At 58.3% G+C, this 19896-nt stretch carries 19 protein-coding genes and 3 pseudogenes; 11 read left to right on the plus strand and 11 right to left on the minus strand.

The annotated features are described in order from the left end of the window. The first annotated feature begins 91 nt into the window (after nt 1–91). Nucleotides 92–445: a VOC family protein gene (locus FHX09_RS11080; protein ID WP_007794751.1), complete on the plus strand. Its 354-nt coding sequence runs from the start codon at nt 92–94 to the stop codon at nt 443–445. A gap of 197 nt (nt 446–642) precedes the next feature. Then, nucleotides 643–2529: an MFS transporter gene (locus FHX09_RS11085; RefSeq protein WP_007794753.1), complete on the plus strand. Its 1887-nt coding sequence runs from the start codon at nt 643–645 to the stop codon at nt 2527–2529. 67 nt (nt 2530–2596) lie between these two features. Here FHX09_RS11085 and FHX09_RS11090 read toward each other — a convergent pair whose 3' ends face one another. Together FHX09_RS11090 and leuB are read right to left on the minus strand one after the other, a co-directional pair. After that, nucleotides 2597–3358: a phosphatase PAP2 family protein gene (locus tag FHX09_RS11090; RefSeq protein ID WP_132588675.1), complete on the minus strand. Its 762-nt coding sequence runs from the start codon at nt 3356–3358 to the stop codon at nt 2597–2599. A gap of 117 nt (nt 3359–3475) precedes the next feature. Continuing rightward, nucleotides 3476–4588, minus strand: coding sequence for a 3-isopropylmalate dehydrogenase (gene leuB, locus FHX09_RS11095; protein ID WP_007794759.1), 1113 nt, complete (start codon nt 4586–4588; stop codon nt 3476–3478). Between the two features lie 179 nt (nt 4589–4767). Between leuB and FHX09_RS11100 the strand changes: the two genes are divergently transcribed. Further along, on the plus strand, nt 4768–5700 hold the full coding sequence (locus FHX09_RS11100; RefSeq protein WP_132588711.1) for a pyridoxal-phosphate dependent enzyme: 933 nt from the start codon (nt 4768–4770) through the stop codon (nt 5698–5700). Nucleotides 5701–5761: 61 nt separating this feature from the next. Here the strand turns inward: FHX09_RS11100 and leuD are convergent, their stop codons facing one another. The 3 genes from leuD to FHX09_RS11115 all read right to left on the minus strand — a co-directional run bounded on the left by leuD (nt 5762) and on the right by FHX09_RS11115 (nt 7294). Continuing rightward, a complete protein-coding gene (gene leuD, locus FHX09_RS11105) occupies nt 5762–6370 on the minus strand; it encodes a 3-isopropylmalate dehydratase small subunit (RefSeq protein ID WP_007794765.1) in 609 nt (202 codons plus the stop codon). A gap of 138 nt (nt 6371–6508) precedes the next feature. Continuing rightward, complete coding sequence (locus FHX09_RS11110) at nt 6509–6937, minus strand: VOC family protein (RefSeq protein ID WP_184449944.1); 429 nt, start codon at nt 6935–6937, stop codon at nt 6509–6511. Nucleotides 6938–7051: 114 nt separating this feature from the next. Then, the gene (locus tag FHX09_RS11115) at nt 7052–7294 is read right to left on the minus strand and encodes a hypothetical protein (RefSeq protein ID WP_007794770.1); all 243 of its coding nucleotides are present in this window, start codon (nt 7292–7294) and stop codon (nt 7052–7054) included. Between the two features lie 113 nt (nt 7295–7407). Between FHX09_RS11115 and FHX09_RS11120 the strand changes: the two genes are divergently transcribed. After that, nucleotides 7408–8316 carry a CoA ester lyase gene (locus FHX09_RS11120; protein ID WP_184449946.1) on the plus strand — a complete coding sequence of 303 codons (909 nt, stop codon included), beginning with the start codon at nt 7408–7410 and terminating at the stop codon, nt 8314–8316. 13 nt (nt 8317–8329) lie between these two features. Next, nucleotides 8330–8536, plus strand: coding sequence for a DUF1737 domain-containing protein (locus FHX09_RS11125; protein ID WP_132588678.1), 207 nt, complete (start codon nt 8330–8332; stop codon nt 8534–8536). Nucleotides 8537–8544: 8 nt separating this feature from the next. Here FHX09_RS11125 and FHX09_RS11130 read toward each other — a convergent pair whose 3' ends face one another. After that, complete coding sequence (locus tag FHX09_RS11130) at nt 8545–8982, minus strand: metallopeptidase family protein (protein ID WP_007794777.1); 438 nt, start codon at nt 8980–8982, stop codon at nt 8545–8547. Nucleotides 8983–9143: 161 nt separating this feature from the next. On the opposite strand from FHX09_RS11130, the gene FHX09_RS29775 reads away from it, so the two are divergent. The 3 genes from FHX09_RS29775 to FHX09_RS11140 are packed head-to-tail and all read left to right on the plus strand — an operon-like array spanning nt 9144 to nt 14984. Then, on the plus strand, nt 9144–10097 hold the full coding sequence (locus FHX09_RS29775; RefSeq protein ID WP_246699418.1) for a hypothetical protein: 954 nt from the start codon (nt 9144–9146) through the stop codon (nt 10095–10097). A gap of 10 nt (nt 10098–10107) precedes the next feature. Next, entirely contained in the window at nt 10108–11553 is a 1446-nt protein-coding gene (locus FHX09_RS11135; RefSeq protein WP_274533080.1) for a DNA polymerase Y family protein, read from the plus strand. Further along, nucleotides 11553–14984 (plus strand): error-prone DNA polymerase, encoded by a 3432-nt coding sequence (locus FHX09_RS11140; protein ID WP_184449948.1) that lies wholly within the window; start codon nt 11553–11555, stop codon nt 14982–14984. Before FHX09_RS11135 ends, FHX09_RS11140 begins: the two co-directional genes overlap by 1 nt. Before the next feature lie 594 nt (nt 14985–15578). Here the strand turns inward: FHX09_RS11140 and FHX09_RS11145 are convergent. After that, nucleotides 15579–15698, minus strand: a pseudogene (locus FHX09_RS11145) (IS110 family transposase); the annotation flags it as partial. Nucleotides 15699–15808: 110 nt separating this feature from the next. Between FHX09_RS11145 and FHX09_RS11150 the strand changes: the two are divergent. Continuing rightward, nucleotides 15809–16741, plus strand: coding sequence for a HEPN domain-containing protein (locus FHX09_RS11150; RefSeq protein ID WP_132588680.1), 933 nt, complete (start codon nt 15809–15811; stop codon nt 16739–16741). A gap of 81 nt (nt 16742–16822) precedes the next feature. Here the strand turns inward: FHX09_RS11150 and FHX09_RS29780 are convergent. Together FHX09_RS29780 and FHX09_RS29785 are read right to left on the minus strand one after the other, a co-directional pair. Further along, nucleotides 16823–16972: pseudogene (locus tag FHX09_RS29780) on the minus strand (VapC toxin family PIN domain ribonuclease); the annotation flags it as partial. Continuing rightward, nucleotides 16969–17112: pseudogene (locus FHX09_RS29785) on the minus strand (type II toxin-antitoxin system Phd/YefM family antitoxin); the annotation flags it as partial. The pseudogenes FHX09_RS29785 and FHX09_RS29780, both read right to left, overlap by 4 nt. A 126-nt stretch (nt 17113–17238) precedes the next feature. Between FHX09_RS29785 and FHX09_RS29790 the strand changes: the two are divergent. Both FHX09_RS29790 and bfr read left to right on the plus strand, forming a co-directional pair. After that, entirely contained in the window at nt 17239–17613 is a 375-nt protein-coding gene (locus FHX09_RS29790; protein ID WP_081499037.1) for a (2Fe-2S)-binding protein, read from the plus strand. Further along, complete coding sequence (gene bfr, locus FHX09_RS11160) at nt 17579–18064, plus strand: bacterioferritin (protein ID WP_007528518.1); 486 nt, start codon at nt 17579–17581, stop codon at nt 18062–18064. Before FHX09_RS29790 ends, bfr begins: the two co-directional genes overlap by 35 nt. 37 nt (nt 18065–18101) lie before the next feature. On the opposite strand, the gene FHX09_RS11165 is transcribed toward bfr, so the two are convergent. Then, nucleotides 18102–18635 carry an RNA pyrophosphohydrolase gene (locus FHX09_RS11165; RefSeq protein WP_184449952.1) on the minus strand — a complete coding sequence of 178 codons (534 nt, stop codon included), beginning with the start codon at nt 18633–18635 and terminating at the stop codon, nt 18102–18104. Between the two features lie 13 nt (nt 18636–18648). Further along, complete coding sequence (locus tag FHX09_RS11170; RefSeq protein ID WP_183719780.1) at nt 18649–19854, minus strand: divergent polysaccharide deacetylase family protein; 1206 nt, start codon at nt 19852–19854, stop codon at nt 18649–18651. Nucleotides 19855–19896 lie beyond the last annotated feature (42 nt).

A 19896-nucleotide genomic window follows, 5' to 3' on the forward strand; every position in this document is an offset into this window, starting at 1 on the left:
ATCAAAGCCGGATGGTTCTGCCATCCGGCTTTTTTCTTGCCGACCAGCGACCACTTTCTAAGTATCGGAAACGAAACCGCGGGGAGGTCGTATGCAAGTCAGACGAATTGTCGCCAATCTCGAAACTCCCAGCCCGGCCGCCGCAAGCGCATTCTATCGGGATATCCTCGGGTTGGATCTCCTGATGGATCACGGCTGGATCGCAACCTACGGCTCAAGCCAGCAGATGTCCGTCCAGGTCAGCTTTGCAAGCGAAGGCGGCGCGGGAACGCCGATTCCGGGCCTGTCAATCGAAGTCGATGACGTCGATGAAGCATACGCAGCCATGCGCACCGCTGGTTTCGAGATTTGTTATGGCCCGGCCGACGAGCCGTGGGGTGTACGTCGCTTCTATGTTCGCGACCCCTTCGGAACCCTGGTGAATATTCTTTCCCACAAGGCCTGAAGGGCAAAGGCGCGACCGGCTCTTGCCTGCGACAATCTGCGCAACGGCGTTAGACTAAAGTCATAATCCCAAAGCCGCTCTCTTTATGGGGGAGCTTTTCTGGCACACTCTCGTCAGGCGAACCGCGACCTGGGGTACGCTTCGAGGAGAGTATGGTCGCGCGCCGCATTTCACATTCGCTCTGTGGAGGACAGAAAATGGCAAATGTCGTAAGCGTCGACGGCTCAAAAGCCGGTCCGATGACGGGCGAGGAGAAGAAGGTTATCTTCGCCTCATCGCTCGGGACCGTTTTCGAATGGTATGACTTCTATCTTTACGGTTCGCTCGCCACCTATATCGGCGCGACCTATTTCACCCAATACCCGGAAGCAACACGAAACATCTTCACGCTTTTGGCCTTTGCCGCTGGCTTCCTGGTGCGCCCGTTCGGCGCGCTCGTCTTTGGCCGCCTCGGCGACCTCGTCGGCCGCAAGTACACGTTCCTGGTGACGATCCTCATCATGGGCCTCTCGACATTTCTCGTTGGTATTCTTCCTGGTGCGGCAACGATCGGCATCGCGGCGCCCATCATCCTGATTGGACTTCGGCTCTTGCAAGGTCTTGCGCTCGGCGGCGAATATGGCGGTGCGGCAACATACGTGGCCGAACATGCGCCCAATGGACGCCGCGGCTACTTCACCTCATGGATTCAAACGACGGCAACGCTCGGCCTCTTCCTGTCGCTTCTCGTCATCGTCGGCGTTCAGTTCCTGATGGGCAAGGAAGCCTTTGCCGCGTGGGGCTGGCGCATTCCGTTCCTGGTATCGGTCGTCCTTCTCGGCGTCTCCGTCTGGATCCGTCTGAAGATGAACGAGTCACCGGCATTCCAGAGAATGAAGGCGGAAGGCAAGGGCTCGAAAGCCCCGCTGACCGAAGCCTTCGGTCAATGGAAGAATGCCAAGATCGCGCTGATTGCGCTTCTCGGCGCAACAATGGGTCAGGCAGTCGTCTGGTACGGCGGCCAGTTCTACGCGCTGTTCTTCCTGCAGAATGTGCTCAAAGTCGACCTGCAATCGGCAAACATCATGGTGGCCATTGCACTCTTCCTTGGCACACCGTTCTTCGTCGTCTTCGGCGGCCTGTCCGACAAGATCGGTCGCAAGCCGATCATCATGGCCGGCCTCTTGATCGCCGCCGTCACCTACCAGCCGTTGTTTAAGGCCATGACCTGGACTGCCAATCCGGCGCTTGCGGAAGCCCAGGCCTCCGTCCGCGCAACCGTGACGGCCGACCCGGCTGACTGCAAGTTCCAGTTCAACCCGACCGGAACCTCGAAGTTCACCAGTTCCTGCGACGTGGCAACGGCCTTCCTGACCAAGAACTCGGTTCCTTATGATGTTGTCCCCGGCCCCGCGGGGCAACCTGCTACGGTCAAGATCGGCGACGAAACCATCAACAGCTTCGATGCCATCGCCGCCGGCGACAAGGCAAAAGCAATGACGGGCGCTTTCGAAAAGGGCGTCAATATCGCCCTTCACGACGCCGGATACCCGCTGAAGCGCGGCGCCACCAAAGTTCCGGATGCCAAGCTGGATGCCTTCATTGCAGCCAACCCGGAACTTGCTCTCAACGTCGACGCAGTCCGTGCCGGTGAAAAGCAGACCGTGCCGGCTGACAAGCTTGTCGCCGATAAGCTGCTGACCGCCGACGAAGCCAAGGGCGTCACCGACATGGCGGTCTATAATATCGCCAATGGCGGCAGCTTTGCGATGACGGCTGACCCGTCCCGCGTCAACTGGATCGGCACGATCGCCATCCTGTTCGTGCTCGTTCTCTATGTGACGATGGTCTACGGCCCGATTGCCGCCCTACTGGTCGAACTCTTCCCGACCCGCATCCGCTACACCGGCATGTCGCTCCCTTACCATATCGGCAACGGTTGGTTCGGTGGCCTGCTGCCGGCAACGGCCTTCGCAATGAGTGCCGCTACCGGCGATATCTACTTCGGCCTCTGGTATCCAATCGTGTTCGCGGCGATCACGCTGGTTATCGGCCTGATCTTCCTGCCGGAAACCAAAGATCGCGATATCCACGCGATGGATTGAGACGAGTGAAGACTGCAAATCTGAACCCGGCGCTCATAAGGCGCCGGGTTTTTCATTTATGGAAGCCTCAGAGAAGGCGGCTTAGCCGCGGCGTCGGCCAGCCGCCATCGCGACCGATGGAGAAGATCAGGCCGAAGCGCGCGAAGAGGACCGAGGTGGCAAAGGCAAACCAGGCACCCAGCGCAAGGCCGGCCACGACATCGCTTGGATAATGCACACCGATGATGACGCGCGTGGCACCAAGCCAAAGCCCTATACTGATGAAGCCAAGGCGAAAGCGCGGGAAGAGCAGCGCGAGCGCGACGAACAGCGCGCCTATGTTGGCCGAGTGTCCAGAGGGGAAGCTCTGGTGCAGGAAATCCATGTTGAAGGGCGCAAAGCTGAAGATACCCTCCTGGTCATAGATCAGCGGCCGCGCCCGGCCGATCGCGAACTTCAGCAGATTGGCGACGATGCTGGTGAAGAGCACGGACAACGCGACATAGGCCGTCATCTGTCCGAAATAGACCATGCGAAACCGCCTGCGGACCTTCCAGAGCCGGCGACGAACGAAATAGCCCGTGGCGAAGATCGTAGAGAGGCCGGCAAGAATCCAGGCGAGCCTACCGATATCGGTAACATCGCCGGCAATCGAGATCAGCGGTGGCGCCAGATCCTTGGCTGCCAGGCCGAGCGGGCGATCGAAGACGAAGAAGGCGATGGCAATGGCATTAACCGCCGAAAATGCAAACCACTTCCAGGGAACCCGCTGATGGATCGTGCGCCGTGCCTCATAGCGCTTTCGCAGGTAGCTCCAAAAGATTGGCTTATGATCGACAGTCTCGCTCATTCCACTCTGCTCTTTCATCAATGCAGAACGGAGATAGGAGCGGCATCAGCCACCTTCAAGCAAAGGCCCTCCGCATCGGCAGATGCGGAGGGCCAGAAACGTGTTTCACGTGAAATATCAGGCAGAAAGCGCCTTGAACTCGGCGAGGATCGCGTCGCCCATCTCCGTCGTGCCGACCTTTTTGCAGCCTTCTGCCATGATGTCGCCAGTGCGGATGCCCTTGTCGAGCACGTTAGCGATCGCCTTTTCCAGGTTGTCGGCTTCCGTCACCAGGTTGAAGGAATAGCGCAGGCACATGGCGAAGGAAGCGATCATCGCGATCGGATTAGCAATGCCCTTACCGGCGATGTCGGGGGCCGAGCCATGCACCGGCTCGTAGAGCGCCTTGCGCTTGCCGGTCTTTGCATCCGGCGCACCGAGCGAGGCGGAGGGCAACATGCCGAGCGAGCCGGTCAACATGGCGGCAACGTCGGAAAGCATGTCGCCGAACAGATTGTCTGTGACGATGACGTCAAACTGCTTCGGCTGGCGAACCAGCTGCATGCCGCCGGCGTCGGCCAGCATATGCTCAAGCTGGACGTCGGAATACTTGGCCTTGTGCGTTTCCGTCACGACCTGGTTCCAGAGCACGCCGGATTTCATAACGTTGCGCTTTTCCATCGAGCAGACGCGGTTCTGGCGGGTGCGTGCCATCTCGAAGGCAACACCGGCGATCCGCTCGATCTCGTAGGTGTCATAGACCTGCGTGTCGATGCCACGCTTCTGGCCGTTACCGAGGTCGATGATCTCCTTCGGCTCGCCGAAGTAGACGCCGCCAGTCAGCTCGCGAATGATGAGGATGTCGAGGCCTTCGACGAGCTCCGGCTTCAACGAGGAAGCCGATGCAAGCGCCGGATAGCAGATGGCCGGGCGCAGGTTCGCAAACAGCTGCAGGTCCTTGCGCAGGCGCAGAAGACCAGCTTCCGGACGCACTTCATAGGGAACACTATCCCACTTCGGGCCGCCGACGGCACCGAAGAGAACGGCGTCCGCTGCAAGCGCCTTCTGCATGTCAGCTTCGGAGATCGCAGCACCATGCGCGTCATAGGCGCTGCCACCGACCAGACCTTCGTCCGTGACGAAGCCGGCATTCGTTGCCTCGTTCATATAGGCAATGATCTTGCGGACCTCACCCATGGCTTCTGGGCCGATGCCGTCGCCCGGCAGCAGTAAAAGATTGCGCGCTGTCATGAAATCCTCCGCGGAAAAACAAGTTGCGGCTTCTTAGACCCGCAAAAACGGCATTTCAAGCGAGCGGGAGGTCGATTCGGTACGGTTGCGGAATTACTGCCAACATCTCGCGTTGACCGATCGGCGCATGCGGGTCCACAAGGAGAACCTCTATCGCCACCTCATCGGATACCACCATGCTGCCATCTGCACCCCTGCATCTCGACACTCCGCTTTTCCGCACGTCAGCCGACTACAGCGCGAGCAACAAGCCGCTATGGCTGAAGCTCGATGCGCTGCAGCCCTCTGGAAGCTTCAAGCTTCGTGGTATCGGTCGGCTTTGCCAGCATGAGATCGAGAACGGCGCCCGCGAGATCTTCTGCGCCTCCGGCGGCAATGCCGGGATCGCTGCCGCTTATGCCGGACGGGCGCTCGGCATTCCGGTGACGATCGTCGTTCCGGAGACGACGTCGGCGGAAGTGCGTCAATCGATCGAGGCAACCGGCGCCACGGTTCTCGTGCACGGAACGGTATTCGATGAAGCCAACGCCTTTGCGATCGAGCACGCGAATGCCAGGAAGGCAGCCTATGTGCACCCGTTCGACCATCCGCTTCTGTGGGAAGGGCACGGCACATTGATCGATGAGGCTCTCGCAAAAGGTGCCGACTTCGATTGCGTCATCGCCAGCGTCGGCGGCGGCGGTTTGCTCGCGGGCATTGTTGCCGGTCTCAAGCGAAACGGCTTGTCCGATGTGCCTGTCATTGCCGTAGAGACCGAAGGAGCCGCTTCGCTTCATGCAAGTCTTGCTGCAGGAGAGCGCATCACCTTGCCGGCGATTACCTCCATCGCCAGCTCGCTCGGTGCGCGCCAGGTGGCCCAGCATGTCTTCGACCTGCCGAGGCATCATCCGATAGAGAGCGTCACGGTGACCGATGCGCAGGCTGTCGCCGCCTGCCTGAAGTTCGCCGACACCTATCGCATTCTGGTCGAGCCCGCTTGCGGAGCTGCACTTGCGGTGGCCGACGTAGATGCCGACATTCTCGCTCGCTTCAACAATCCGCTGATCGAAGTCTGCGGCGGCATCGGCGTTTCACTGGAGAAGCTGAAGGCCTGGAAAGAGCGCTTTCTGTAAGCCGGCCAAAGAAAAAGCCGGGCAAAAAGCCCGGCTTGACCAATGCTATGTTTTGTAAAACTTACGCAGCCCAGGGATGGGATGCAGCATTCTTGGCTTCGAAACTGTCGATCGCCGCGCCCTTTTCGAGCGTCAGGCCGATGTCGTCGAGGCCGTTCAGCAGGCAGTGACGCTTGAATTCGTCGAGATCGAACTTGATCGAACCGCCGTCAGGACCGGTGATCTCGAGGTTTTCCAGGTCGACTGTCAGGATCGCGTTGGAGCCGCGCGAGGCGTCGTCCATCAGCTTGTCGAGGTTTTCCTGGCTGACCTTGATCGGCAGAATGCCGTTCTTGAAACAGTTATTGTAGAAGATGTCGGCGAAACTGGTCGAGATGACGCAACGGATGCCGAAGTCGAGAAGCGCCCACGGCGCATGCTCGCGCGAGGAGCCGCAACCGAAATTGTCGCCGGCAACGAGGATCTTCGCATTCTGATAGGCCGGCTTGTTCAGCACGAAATCCTGGTTCGGAGAGCCGTCTTCATTGTAACGGGCTTCGGCGAAAAGACCCTTGCCAAGACCCGTGCGTTTGATCGTCTTCAGGTAATCCTTCGGAATGATCATGTCGGTATCGATATTGACAACCGGCAGAGGGGCAGCGACGCCCGTCAGCTTTACGAATTTGTCCATGGCCTGGCTCCAATGTCAGCAGACGTAGTTTTGTTGATCAGCGTTTAGTCCAGATTTCGACCGAAATGAAGAAAAATTTACATCGCAGGTGCGGCCGCGCGCGGATTCGACGCGCAGCCATCCATGGTCATCGTGAGATCAATTTGCATTCGCTAGCGCATTCATCGCCCAAAGAACCCCGAACGGGTCGCGAAGCTGGCCATATCGATCACCCCAGAACATCAGTTGGACGGGCAGGATCACCTCCGCGCCAGCGGCAACGGCGCGATCCCACCAGAAATCGATATCATCGATAACAAGCTGAAGGGTGAAGCCCTGATGCTTCTCGAAGGGATGGCCATGCTCGGGATAGGCATCGCATAGCATCAACGAGCTTCCGTTGATGTAGAGGTGGACATGCATCGTCCGCCCGTTTTCGTCCGGAGGGACGACAAACGCCTCCTCGGCGCCAAAAGCACGCTTGTAGAATTCCGCGGCCTTCAACGCACCATCGACCGTGACATATGGCAGCAAGCCATTCTTGACCGGCGGCATCTTCGCCACGCCGGTTTCCGTTGTGGTATCCATACTGTCCTCCATCGTTTGATTTGGTTCGGGCAGAAGCCCTGGCCTTTCAAAGACGCGGGAAGATCAGTCGAGCCGACAGCGATGCCGAAATTTTTCTGGAAAAGTATCCACCCGTCAGAGATCGATGATCGTGCCGCGGCCGTCATTCCAGATGCGCATGTTCTCGCCGGAATGAGGCTTGGTCTTGGCGGAGGCGCGGACCGGGGCAGGTTTCATCTTCAACGAAAGCGCGCGGCCAACCATAAGCACCGTCAGAATACCGCCGACTGCGAGCGTCACGGAAAAGGTGACGAGCGCCAGCGCAACGAAGGCGGTGATGCCTGCAAGCAAGAGGAAGACGGAACGAATGCTTTGCATGAGTTTTAGACCTTTCTTCGGAAAGGAATGTGGTCCTTCTTTTCCTTCTCTGCAAGGTGAGCATGGCTTTTTGTTGTCTTGCCACCTGTCACAAAGCTTGGCACACATTTGTGATGACCCGCAATTCTCCGACTCGTTCCTTGAATCTTCGCCGTTCGGTGCTGAGCGTTCCGGCCATTAATGCACGCGCCCTGGAAAAGACCCATGCGCTGGATTGCGATGCCGTCATCTTCGATCTTGAGGACTCGGTGGCACCGGAACGAAAGGCGGAAGCCCGCGAGAATCTGAAGGCTTTTTTTTCCGGGGCTCCCCTTGTGAATAAGGAGCGGATCATCCGCATCAATGCGCTTGGTTCCACCTTCGGCAATGCGGACATGGAGCTGGTCTTGGCATTGGAGCCGGATGCCGTACTCCTGCCGAAAGTGGACGAGCCTCAGGATGTGATGTCCGTCAGCGACCAGCTCGCCGATGCCGACGCGCCGGAAAGCCTGCGCATCTGGGCGATGATCGAAACGCCCCGCGGCATTCTGAACGCGGCGGCGATCGCCGAGGCCGGGCGCACACCGGGCTCAAGGCTTGATTGTTTCGTCGTCGGCCTCAACGACCTGCGCAAGGAGACCGGTGTCCTGCCGCAGCCGGGTCGCACCTATCTCGTGCCCTGGCTGATGCAGGTGATCCTGGCCGTGCGTGCCTATGGCCTTGATGCGATCGACAGCGTCTTCAACGATTTCAAGGATGCCGATGCCTTCGATGCCGAATGCGCGCATGCCCGCGCCATGGGCTTCGACGGCAAGATGCTGATCCACCCGGCTCAGATCGAAGCTGCCAACCGGCATTTCGGCCTGGACGAAGCGGCAATTGCCGAGGCGGAGGCGATCATCGCCGCCTTTGCCGACCCTGCTGCCGAAGGCCTGAATATCATCAATGCCAATGGTCGGATGATTGAGCGGCTGCATCTTGTCCAGGCGGAAAGTCTGGTTCATAAAGCCCGTCTGATTGCAGAACGCCAAACGGCGAAGTGAAAGACGACTTTAGATGAAGCTATATCGCCTTCTGACCGGCCAGGATGATGCCGCTTTCTGTCACCGCGTGAGCGCCGCCCTCAACAAGGGCTGGTCGTTGAACGGCTCGCCGTCGCTGACCTTCAACACCCAGACCGGCCAAGTGATGTGTGCTCAGGCGATCGTCAAGGAAGTCGAAGGCAAGGACTACCATCCGGACATGAAACTGTCCGAACAGTAAGCGCGAGCTTAGCGTTCGGCCGCCTCTTCGGCGCTCGCCTCGATCCGCTCCATATCGTCGTCGCTGAGACCGAAATGGTGGCCGATCTCGTGGATGAGGACGTGAGTGATGATATCACCCAGCGTCTCGTCGTTCTCGGCCCAGTAGTCGAGAATCGGCCGCCGGTAGAGGCGGATGCGGTTCGGCAATTCGCCGGTTTCCATCGTGAAGCGCTCCGAGATTCCTCGGCCTTCGAAGAGGCCGAGAAGGTCGAATGGCGTTTCCAGCGCCATGTCCTCGAATACGTCGTCGTCAGGGAAGTCCTCGATCTCGATCGTCAGATTGGTGGTCAGTGAGCGGAATTCTTCCGGCAGGTGGCTATATGCCTCCATCGCCAACGACTCGAAAGTGCTGATCGTCGGCGCGTGGCGATCCCGCCAATTCTCGCTCTGGTCTATGCGGGCCATGAATATTCCTTCCTTTGCGGCCCATATAGAACCTTTACGCACGATTTTCGAGAGCGGAATCAAAGGCAGGAATAAATTCACATCAAATGCCTGTTGACTCTTTCGCCCAGCTCTGGAATCCATAAGAACATAACAGGAACATTTGAAAGTTGGAGAACGTCATGGCACAGCCGGCCGTGACGCGCGAGCGGCTTTTTGCACTCCGCGAAACCATTGCAAAGCTCGAAGGAAAGCCCGCGCCGGCCTTGGCTGCAGCGGAAAGCCAGGCCTTGGGTGAAAATGACGGCCCCGCCGCTGGAAAAAACGAAGACATATTGCGTCTTCCCCTCGGAATACCCGCGCTCGACGAGGCGATCGATGGCGGCTTGCCGCTCGACGGGATTACCGAGATTCGCTCCGATCTCTTGCGGGAAGCCGGTGCTGGCAGCGGCTTTGTGCTGGCACTTGCTGCCATGCTGCAACGTCAGGCCGAAGAGAGCCACAATGTGCCGCTACCGATCCTGTGGATCGCCGATACGGTTTGCACGATGGAGGCGGGAGAGCCCTACGCCGTGGGGTTGCGGGATTTCGGCCTGAAGCCGGACCAGTTCTTCTATGCCAGTCCGCGCAAGCTTGAGGATGCCCTTTGGCTTGCGGAAGCGGCAGTCGAAAGCGGCGTCTTTCCTGCGACGATCCTGGAGGTCCGGGGCAACCCGAAGCCCTTTGGCCTGACGGAGAGCCGTCGTTTGAGCTTGCGGGCAAAGGCATCCAAACGCCCGCTTTTCCTGCTGCGGCAGGCTGGAGAGGAAGAAGCCAGTAGCGCTTATTTCCGCTTCCTTGCAGCACCCGCGCCGGCACAGGCGCGCCCCTTGCCGGATGGTACGATGCTGGGCGGTAGCATCGGCAACCCGGTTTTTCATCTCACCCTGGAGAAGAGCCGCAATCCGGCTCCCCTCTCCTTTTTACTGGAGTGGAACCCTCATGACCGCCGTTTTTTCGCCGTCTCCCAATCAGCCGACCCTCGCCTTCCAGACGAACGCGCAGCGCATTCTGGCGCTCCACTTTCCGCATCTCCCGACCGACCGGATCGCAAGAAAGAAATGGGGGCTCTCCTGGCGTTCGCACGGACGTCCTGACGCACCACCGATCGTCTGCTCCAGTCGCCTCAACAATACCATGAGGCTGACGGCGCTGGATGAGGCTGCAGAAGCTCTCAATCTCAGAAAGCATATGGGCGTCGCCGAAGCCCGCGCCATCTATCCCAAGCTCGATGTGATCGAGGACGACCTAGTTGCCAACCGACGCTTCCTGGAAGCGATCGCCGATTGGTGCGATCGCTATACTCCGCTTGTCGCTCTCGATGGCGTGGATGGCCTGTTTCTCGACATCACGGGCTGTGCTCATCTGTTCGGCGGCGAGACGGCACTTCTTAAGGATATTCTCGCAAGGCTTTTCCAGATGGGCCTTGATGCACGCGGTGCCGTCTCTTCATCACCGGGATTGTCCTGGGCGGTCAGCCGTTTCGGTCAAGGCGGGATCATCGAACACGGGAAGGCCGAGCAGGTTCTGGCGCCTTTGCCGATCGCGGCTTTACGCCTTGAAGAAGAAACCGTAGGCGCCCTGAATAAAATGGGGCTCAAATATGTGGGCGACCTACTGGACGCACCACGCGCCCCACTTGCCCGCCGCTTCGGAGGAGCCTTGCTTTTGAGGCTCGATCAGGCGCTTGGGACAGATGAAGAGCCGGTATCTCCACGGCTGCCAGTTGCGAGCCTCTCGGTCGAACGTCGTCTGATCGAACCGATCGGCGCGGAAGACGATATCCTCGCGCTCACCGGTCAGATTGCCGTCTCCCTGAAGCTCTCGCTGGAAGCCCGTGGCGTCGGGGGCCGCATCTTCGAACTGGTCTTGTTTCGCGTCGACGGCAAGGTGTTCCGCATTTCGGCAGGGACCGCGCAGCCCCTGAGGGAACCCAAGCGCATCGCCGCTCTCTTTGCCGAACGCCTGCAGGCAATCCACGACGATTTCGACGCGGGTTACGGTTTTGAAATCCTTCGCCTCAACGTGCGACGTCACGAAGATTTCGTGACGTCGCAAGGCGATTTCGAGTATCGCCAGCAGAAGGATGCGTCTCTTGCTGCCTTCGTGGATAGGGTTTCCGCCCGCCTCGGGGCAGACTGCCTGCAGACCTTCCAATTGCGAGAGAGCCACGTACCGGAAAGAGCCGTCATTGCCGTACCCGCAATCGATCACCTATCCGCCCCGAAGATCCGGCAAGGACATCCTCCACCGGCCAGGAACGAGCGGCCCGTGCGGCTGCTTCGCAAGCCGGAACCGATGGGCGCCTTTGCCATCGAAATTCCCGATGGTGCACCCGCCAGCTTTCACTGGCGGCGTATGCAGCATCGCGTCCTGAAGAGCGAGGGACCGGAACGGCTGGCGATGGAATGGTGGCTCGATGGATCAGATGCGGAGGATCGGGACTACTTCCGTATCGAAGACGATCAGGGACGCCGCTTCTGGATTTATCGCCATGGCCATTATGAGCGTGACGCAACGCAGAACTGGTACATGCATGGAGTCATCGCCTGATGCCTGCCTTCTTCGAGATCGGCGCCAAGACCAATTTCTCGTTTCTGGAGGGTGCATCCAAGCCCGAGGAAATGGTCGTCCGCGCTGCGGTTCTGAAGTTTGGAGGGCTTGGCATCGCCGACCGCAATTCGGTTGCAGGCGTTGTCCGGGCGCATGCCCAGTCTAAGGCGATCCGAAAGAAATTCGAGCGGATGAAGGCCGGGCTTCTGGAGGAGCATGAAAAGAATGACGTCATCCTCGATCCGATCCGTTTTCAACCGGGCGCCCGCCTGGTCTTCTCAGATGGAACGCCTGATATTCTTGCCTATCCGCAGGATCGCGGAGGCTGGGCGCATCTTTGCCGATTGCTGAGCACCGGGAATCTAAGAACCGAGAAGGGAAAATGCATTCTAACGGAAGCGGATCTGATGGAATGGGGCGACGACATGATGCTCGCGCTCATTCCCGATCCGTCCATTACCGATGGCAATCACGCAGCGTTCGAAGCCTGTCTGGAGCGCTTCAGAAAACGCTTCCGGAAAAAATTCCACATTGCGCTCGTCCCCGCCTATGACGGCCGTGACAAGCGCATGTTCGCGACCATCTCCATGCTGGCCGATCGCAACCGCATCCCGCTGATCGCCACCAACCAGCCGCTCTACCACGACACCACCCGTCGCCCCCTCGCCGATATCGTGACGTCGATCCGGGAACACGTTGCCATTCCCGAAGCCGGCTTTCTTCTGGCGCCGAATGCCGAACGCTATCTCAAGGATGGCGGCGAAATCCTGCGCCTCTTCAAAGACTACCCACACGCCGTAACGAACACGGGAAAGTTCTTTGGCAGCCTTTCCTTTTCACTCGATGAACTGGAACACAACTATCCCCCCGAGAATGACGAGGGGGAAACGCCTTATCAAACCCTGGAGCGCCTTACCAAGGCTGGCGCGGCAAAACGCTTTCCCGGCGGCATACCGGAGAAGGTCCAGCAGAACATCGAATACGAGCTAAGCCTCGTTCGTCAGAAGCAGTATGAACCATACTTCCTGACGGTCCACCGGATCATCCAGTATGCCCGACATGAGAAGAAAATTCTCTGTCAGGGTCGCGGCTCCGCGGCAAACTCGGTCATTTGCTATTGCCTCGAGATAACGGAGGTCAATCCGGAGAAGAGCACCCTGCTCTTCGATCGCTTCCTCTCGATGGACCGCGATGAGCCGCCGGATATCGATGTCGATTTCGAGCACGAGAGGCGCGAAGAGGTCATCCAGCATATCTACGAGAAATATGGCAAGGAACATGCCGGCCTGACGGCAGGGGTGACGACCTACCGCACCCGGTCCGCAGGACGCGAGGTCTCAAAAGCCTTCGGTCTCTCGGAAGATGTTCAGTCTGCGATCGGCAGCCTAGTTTGGGGTTGGTCGGAAGAGAAGCTGTCCGAGCGCGAGGCGAAAGCGGCCGGGCTCGACATTTTCGATCCCATGACCAAGAACGTGCTGAAGTATGCTTCCGAGCTTCTTGGTTTTCCCCGCCACCTCACCCAGCATGTCGGCGGCTTCGTCATCACCAGGGACAGGCTGGATGAAGTCGTTCCGATCATGAAGACGGCAATGCCCGGACGCTACATGGTCGAGTGGGACAAGGATGACCTCGACAATCTGAAGATCCTGAAGGTCGACATCCTGGCGCTTGGAATGCTGACCGCGCTGAAGCGGGCATTCGATCTGCTTCTCCTGCATTACGACGTCAAGAAGACGCTCGCTGATCTCGGCAACGACACGCATGAGGACGAAGAGCCCGTCTACGAGATGATATGCCGGGCCGACACGCTTGGCGTCTTCCAGATCGAGAGCCGGGCGCAAATGAGTATGCTGCCGCGCCTGAAGCCCAAAAAATTCTACGACCTCGTCATCGAAGTCGCCATCGTTCGGCCAGGCCCCATCCAAGGCGACATGGTCCACCCCTACCTGAAACGAAGGGAGGACAGGGATCGCGGTATCCCAATAGAGTATCCGAGCAAGGAGTTGGAAAGTGTCCTGGAGCGAACGCTCGGCGTGCCGCTCTTCCAGGAACAAGCGATGCAGATCGCAATCACGGCGGCGGGATTTAAGCCGGCTGAAGCCGATCAGCTGAGGCGCGCCATGGCGACCTTCAAACGGACAGGCACCATCGGCAATTTCGAAAAGCGGTTCATCGAAGGCATGGTCGCGAAAAAGTACTCTCGCGATTTTGCCCAGCAATGTTTCAACCAGATCAAAGGTTTTGGCGAATACGGTTTCCCGGAAAGCCACGCCGCCTCTTTCGCTCTGCTCGTCTACGCCTCTTCCTGGGTAAAAGCTTACTATCCCGACGTGTTCTGTGCCGCGATGCTGAACTCACAGCCGATGGGCTTCTATGCTCCCGCACAACTCGTCCGGGATGCCCGGGAGCATGGCGTTGTGATCAGGCCGGTCGATATCAATGAATCGAACTGGGATTGTCTGCTGGAAGAGGCCGAATTCAACAAGCGTGCTGTTGATTTCCGGCATGCCGCCATGCAGGAAGTTATCCAGACGAAGCGAGCCGTTCGGCTTGGCTTTCGGCAGATAAAAGGCCTTTCGGAAGTGAGCATACAGCAGCTCGTCGCCAACAGAGGCAGGGGTTATTCTTCGATCCGCGATCTCTGGCTGCGCTCAGGCCTGCAAAAGGCAGATATAGAACGACTTGCCGATGCAGATGCCTTTCATTCTATAAGACTGTCGCGACGGGAGGCACTCTGGGCCGTACGGGCACTCGATGCGAAGAGTGCTGCCGAAAAGCTCCCTTTGTTCGACCAGGTGAGCCACATCGATCTGCAAGTCGAGCCTGAGACACAGCTGCCGGAAATGCTGGCTGGTGAACAGGTCGTCGAGGACTACCGCTACCTTTCGCTCTCCTTGAAGGGCCATCCCGTCTCATTCCTGCGAGATGAATTCCGTAAAGTCGGGGTCGTTCGGAATGTCGATCTTCTTACCATCCCGAACGGAAGAAGGGTGACGATTGCCGGCCTGGTTTTGGTGCGTCAACGCCCGGGCTCAGCCAAGGGCGTCATCTTCATGACATTGGAAGACGAGACTGGCGTTGCCAATGCCATTGTCTGGAAGAAGGTATTCGAGAAGTACCGCCCGATCGTCATGGGAGCACGGCTCGTGAAGATATATGGCAAGCTTCAGAGCCAGAGCGGCGTGATCCACACTGTCGTCGATCATATCGAGGATATGACACCCGCACTTGGCATCCTGCAGAAGGAAGCCCGTCGTTTCGGCGTTAGTGATCGTTCGGATGAAGCGCTCAATCCGACGATGGATCCTCGCCAAAGGAAACTCGCAAACTCACTTGAGAAGGCAGTCATGGAGAAAAGGCTAATTTCAAGCAGTCATGTCGGAGCACTAGAAACAACTCAAGTCATGCCGAAAGGTCGCAATTTTCATTGAGGGCACAAAGTCGGTGTCAAGCGAATCGAGGAATTGACCCCTTTGCCGAATTGGAGAACTGCCCCCCTAACGAAGCAAAGAACTGCCCCCTCGTATCAAGACGAGGAGTGATAGATGACGATCGAGATGACTCTTGGATGAGGATATGGCCGCTATCATATCTCCGACTATACGCGGCGAGCCATTGCGATCGCGTCGCTACTCAACCCTGTTGAGAGCAGACCGCCCCGGCCGTGCCAGCGACCGGGCGATGTCAACGATATCGTCGCGCGAGGCGGTCGGGTCCTCCTCACATGAGGAGTTTGAGGTCAACGGCTATCAAGGCGGCATTTTGGCTTCCTCGTTTTGAATCCAAGCCTGAGCCCCATACTTTACCGGCTCAGCTTGCGAGCCTGTACAACCTCATCACATACGGTCGCCGCTCTGGGACGGCTGCACCACAATCCCGCTTGCGGCGGCAAGGGCTCAGGGAAACGGTACCAGTCTTGTTCCAGGCTGTCGCAGCCATTGAGGACCACGGTCCGTTCACCTGGATCCGCCAGCGCCAATCAGGCGCTGGGGATTGGAATCGCTTTGCAGTTGGATTGTCGTCGTTTAGGCGGATTTCATGACCGCGCCCTCGATGACAACGCCTGATCTCACATATTTCCATAGCGCGACCAAGAGCTTGCGGGCGAGTACCACGATCATCGTTTTTTTGAAGCGGCCGCCATTGCGTGTGGGCGCATTACGAATTTATCGTACAATGAGCACATCCTTTAATTGTGCACATGAACAAAATCCCGTAAAAGGATTTGGTGTGCAATCACGATGGAACCGCTACGATGGATGCGATTCTGACCGAAGGCTTTGACGCGGCTTTGACCCTGACCGACCATATCGAGCACCTGCCGGACCGGAAGCGGCGCGAACTGGCGCGCATCCTCGAGATCCTGTTTGCCGAGGTCGAACGCTTCCAGGCCGGCAAACTGTCGGCCAAGCGCCATGCCGGAAAGATCCTGATGGTCCTGCTCTATGGATCCTATGGCCGCGGCGACTGGATCGAGGATCACTTGAGCGGCTATCGCTCCGACTACGATCTCTTGATCGTCGTCAACAGCAAGTCATTTGCCGAGGAGCAGGAGCTCTGGGACGGTATCGAGGAGCGGCTGTTAACGGAGCAGATCGCGCACCGCATCGAAACGCCGGTCGTGCCGATCATCCACACGCTGGCCGATGTCAACGCCCAGCTGTCCCGCGGCCGCCCCTTCTTCGTCGATATCGCCAGGGACGGCATTCCCCTCTACGAGGAGCCCGGTCATCCGCTGGCGCAACCGAAGCCACTGATGGCGGAGGAGCGACAGCGAGAAGCAAATTCCAACTTCATGGAGTGGTCAAGGAATGCCGCCGGCTTCCTAGCAGCTCAAGGATCGCTCGGAGAGACGTTTCCAAAACAACAGGCTTTCTTGCTTCATCAAGCCACAGAGGCGCTATACCACTGTACGCTGCTGACACTCACGCTCTACAGTCCCAAGTCTCACCGTCTGAAGGTTCTTCGCTCTCAGGCCGAGGGGATCGACAATCGGCTGATTGCCGCCTGGCCGCGTGACAGCCGGTTTTCACGACGCTGCTTCGAGTTGCTGTCGCGGGCCTATGTCGAAGCGCGATATTCGTCGAAATACACAATCACCAGCGAGGAGCTCGCTTGGCTGGTCGAGCGCGTGAAGGCTCTTCAAACTCTCGTCGAAACGGTATGCGAGGAGCGACTTTCCCTGTGACGGTACCCCTCGCCTTGATAACCTAAGCAGTTCGCTCTGTGCCACTTGAGATAACGAGGATGAGGCAGCTCGTGATTGCGTCCCGCGCTCAATTTCCAGGATCGTAATCGCGGAAATGAACAAGTCATTGGAATCTTGCGCACCGACCCACTTCGTCACATTGGCATCTGCTTTACCGTCTCCAACTTTGCGCAGCTCGGAGACGACGTTTGTATCCAGCAGGTACTTCAAGACAGATCGACCTCGCGAGGTGCAATTTCGGCTCTCAGTGGCTCCCATTCGATCGTCGACAAACCAGGCATTGAAAGAGCCTCGACGAGATTCCGGCGCTTGTCGGTCAAGCGCTCGAATCCGCTGTACGTCATCAGCAATCAGGGTCTACGACATCAAAGCAGGCGCTGCTCATCAGGTCGTGACCTGCTGCATCGCAGCACACCTGAAGAGCCTCTATCGTTTCAATATGCGACGAATGGCTTGCCCTATGACTCGATTTTTTCTTGACACCTGCCGTCTTCTTTTGCAGAAAAGACGATAGTGAATGTCATGTTTGGAATGACGACGTGCTTGTCTGCAGCTGCAATTACATAACTGACCACGAAATCCGGGAAGTCATCAACGAGCTTCTCGAGCAGGATTGTTGGCAGCTTATCGTGCCTGCAAAGGTATACCACGCCATGGAAAAACGGGGCCGCTGCTGTGGCTGCTTCCCGAATGTGGTCGATATTATCATTCAGACAACCGAGGAATATCACGCCCGTCACCACTCGACGGAAGCCGAAATATTTGATTTCATGTCCCGCCTGAGAACATTCCATGAGGAAAACAGGAGAGCGGACATTGAAAGGCGACAAAAAAGTCATCGAGCGGCTTAACGAGGCCCTCTTTCTCGAACTCGGCGCCGTAAACCAATACTGGGTCCATTACCGACTTCTTGAAGACTGGGGTTACACCAAGCTCGCCAAGAAGGAACGGGCGGAATCTATTGAGGAAATGCATCACGCCGACCGCTTGGTCGCACGCATCATCTTCCTCGAAGGTCATCCCAACCTCCAGACCCTTGCTCCGCTTCGCATCGGCCAGAACGTCAAAGAAGTTCTGGAGGCCGATCTTGCGGGCGAATATGATGCGCGCACTGCTTACAAGAAATCGCGCGACATCTGTCACGAGGCCGGCGATTATGTCTCGATGAAGCTTTTCGAGGAGCTCCTGGCGGACGAGGAAGGTCACATCGACTTCCTCGAAACACAACTGGAGCTGCTCGGCAAGATCGGCGAATCGAAGTACGGCCAGCTCAATGCCGACTCCGCCAACGAGGCCGAGTAACGATTGCCATGACCGGCAGCCCTCGGCCGCCGGTTATTTACTCTGCGGCACCCAAACCAACCAGGTGCCTGAACTCGTCGACCACCTGCTCATAGACGGCCCGCTTGAAGGGCACGATGAGACCCGGCAGGCTTTCCATCGGCTTCCAATCCCAGGCATCGAATTCCGGCGCATGGCCGCCGGGCGGCGGATTGATCGCGATCTCGCTCTCGTCACCATCGAAGCGGAACGCGAACCAGCGCTGCGTCTGGCCGCGGAACTTGCCCTTCAATCCGATGCCGATCAGCTGGGGCGGCAAATCATAGTTGATCCAATTCCGGGCCTCGGCGAGCAGCGTCACGGTGCGAATGCCCGTCTCCTCGTAAAGCTCGCGGTACGCCGCCTCAAGCGGATCCTCGCCCTTGTCGATGCCACCCTGCGGCATCTGCCAAAGCTGCGGCGATCCGTCATACTCTGAATTTTCTTCCTGAATCCGTCGCCCTGCCCATACGAGGCCCTGGCGGTTGAGAATCATGACGCCGACGCAGGGGCGATACGGCAGGTCCTTGGCGTTGACGATCGGCTTGCTCATCGGCTCTCTCTATTCAAGGTCTTTTTGGATCATTCGCCAGTGCCGCAACGCCGACAATCTCAATACCTCGCATTGCAGCTTCCTGCGTCCATTGCGCAATGGCATCAATGCTCTCATCGAAGGCGGCGGCAACGCCGATCGCCTGGCCGTTGCGCTTTGCGACGCGTTCCAGTTCGTCCAGTTTCTGGATGATGGTGTTCACGTCAAGCTGCTTGTCCAACTGCACATCTGCGAAGGCATAGGGCAGTTCCGTTCCCTTTGCGATCACCGCGGTCTTGGACTGGGCCGACGTTCCGTCATCAAGGAACAGCAGCCCGCGCTTTCCGATATCGCGCATGACCGGTTCCATGGCGTTGGGATCGGAAAGGAAGCGCCCACCCTGGTAGTTCATGATGCCCGTATAATTGGTGATCTCGCCCATCGCCCTGTGCAGGTTTTCGATATTCTTCGCAAGCGACGTTGACGTTAGCAGCGTGTCTGGCCCCGGATCGTTTGCCGGATAATCAAATGGCTCAAACGGAACCTGCAACAGGATTTCGTGGCCATTGCGGCGCGCTTCCTGCATCCAACGCTGCAAGCTGTTGCCGCTGGCGGCAAAGGCGAAGGTGACCTCCTCCGGTAGTTGCTGGATAGCCCGCTGCGTGCCCGTCTGGCTAAGCCCGAGACCGCTGACGACGATCGCGATGCGTGTTCCATGAGCGCCGGACCATGGTCGCGCATACTGGTCCATCGGGCGACGTCCGTCCGGCCCGACGACCGGCAGCCGTCCCAATGGGGTGTCTTCCAGGAGAGCATCATTCGGTAGCGCCGCCATCCGTGGATCCTGCCCGACCTGCGAGGCATCGACCAACACCGGTCCATTTCCGTCGCGTTGTCTGGGAGAGTATTTCGTGACGACAGATCCGTCGCCGGTGACCATCCGCTCCACATTTGCGCCCGATCTCGGATCGGATGGCACCATACCATTCGGAGCGGCAGCGGACGAAGTCTGCGACGCCACCTGATCCTGAACGGTGTCGGACGGAGGCGCAGCCGTCTGGTCCTGCGCCGGCGGTGTCTCCCGCTTCAGCCCATCACCGCGAAACGCCGTATAGAGCGACGACGCCCCGATCAGAACGAGGCAAATCCCGGCGACGACACGCCCCGTGCGCAGAATTCCCGGCCGCTGGCGCTTGGCCTTTCGGTTCTGTCCCAGAGGGGCGTGCAGATCGGTATTCAAACTTCTTTTCCGCTTCAGAATCAGGACAGCAAAAAGGCGTCG

The sequence above is a fragment of the Rhizobium sp. BK538 genome (genome assembly GCF_014197575.1).
Taxonomy (GTDB): domain Bacteria; phylum Pseudomonadota; class Alphaproteobacteria; order Rhizobiales; family Rhizobiaceae; genus Rhizobium.

Coding starts and splice junctions, on each gene's coding strand:
- FHX09_RS11140 (WP_184449948.1), top strand. CDS start 11,553: ATGCCTGCCTTCTTCGAGATCGGCGCCAAGACCAATTTCTCGTTTCTG.
- leuB (WP_007794759.1), bottom strand. CDS start 4,588: ATGACAGCGCGCAATCTTTTACTGCTGCCGGGCGACGGCATCGGCCCA.
- FHX09_RS11125 (WP_132588678.1), top strand. CDS start 8,330: ATGAAGCTATATCGCCTTCTGACCGGCCAGGATGATGCCGCTTTCTGT.
- FHX09_RS11130 (WP_007794777.1), bottom strand. CDS start 8,982: ATGGCCCGCATAGACCAGAGCGAGAATTGGCGGGATCGCCACGCGCCG.
- FHX09_RS11165 (WP_184449952.1), bottom strand. CDS start 18,635: ATGAGCAAGCCGATCGTCAACGCCAAGGACCTGCCGTATCGCCCCTGC.
- leuD (WP_007794765.1), bottom strand. CDS start 6,370: ATGGACAAATTCGTAAAGCTGACGGGCGTCGCTGCCCCTCTGCCGGTT.
- FHX09_RS11110 (WP_184449944.1), bottom strand. CDS start 6,937: ATGGATACCACAACGGAAACCGGCGTGGCGAAGATGCCGCCGGTCAAG.
- FHX09_RS11090 (WP_132588675.1), bottom strand. CDS start 3,358: ATGAGCGAGACTGTCGATCATAAGCCAATCTTTTGGAGCTACCTGCGA.
- FHX09_RS11115 (WP_007794770.1), bottom strand. CDS start 7,294: ATGCAAAGCATTCGTTCCGTCTTCCTCTTGCTTGCAGGCATCACCGCC.
- FHX09_RS11150 (WP_132588680.1), top strand. CDS start 15,809: ATGGATGCGATTCTGACCGAAGGCTTTGACGCGGCTTTGACCCTGACC.
- FHX09_RS29775 (WP_246699418.1), top strand. CDS start 9,144: ATGGCACAGCCGGCCGTGACGCGCGAGCGGCTTTTTGCACTCCGCGAA.
- FHX09_RS11085 (WP_007794753.1), top strand. CDS start 643: ATGGCAAATGTCGTAAGCGTCGACGGCTCAAAAGCCGGTCCGATGACG.
- FHX09_RS11080 (WP_007794751.1), top strand. CDS start 92: ATGCAAGTCAGACGAATTGTCGCCAATCTCGAAACTCCCAGCCCGGCC.
- FHX09_RS11120 (WP_184449946.1), top strand. CDS start 7,408: ATGACCCGCAATTCTCCGACTCGTTCCTTGAATCTTCGCCGTTCGGTG.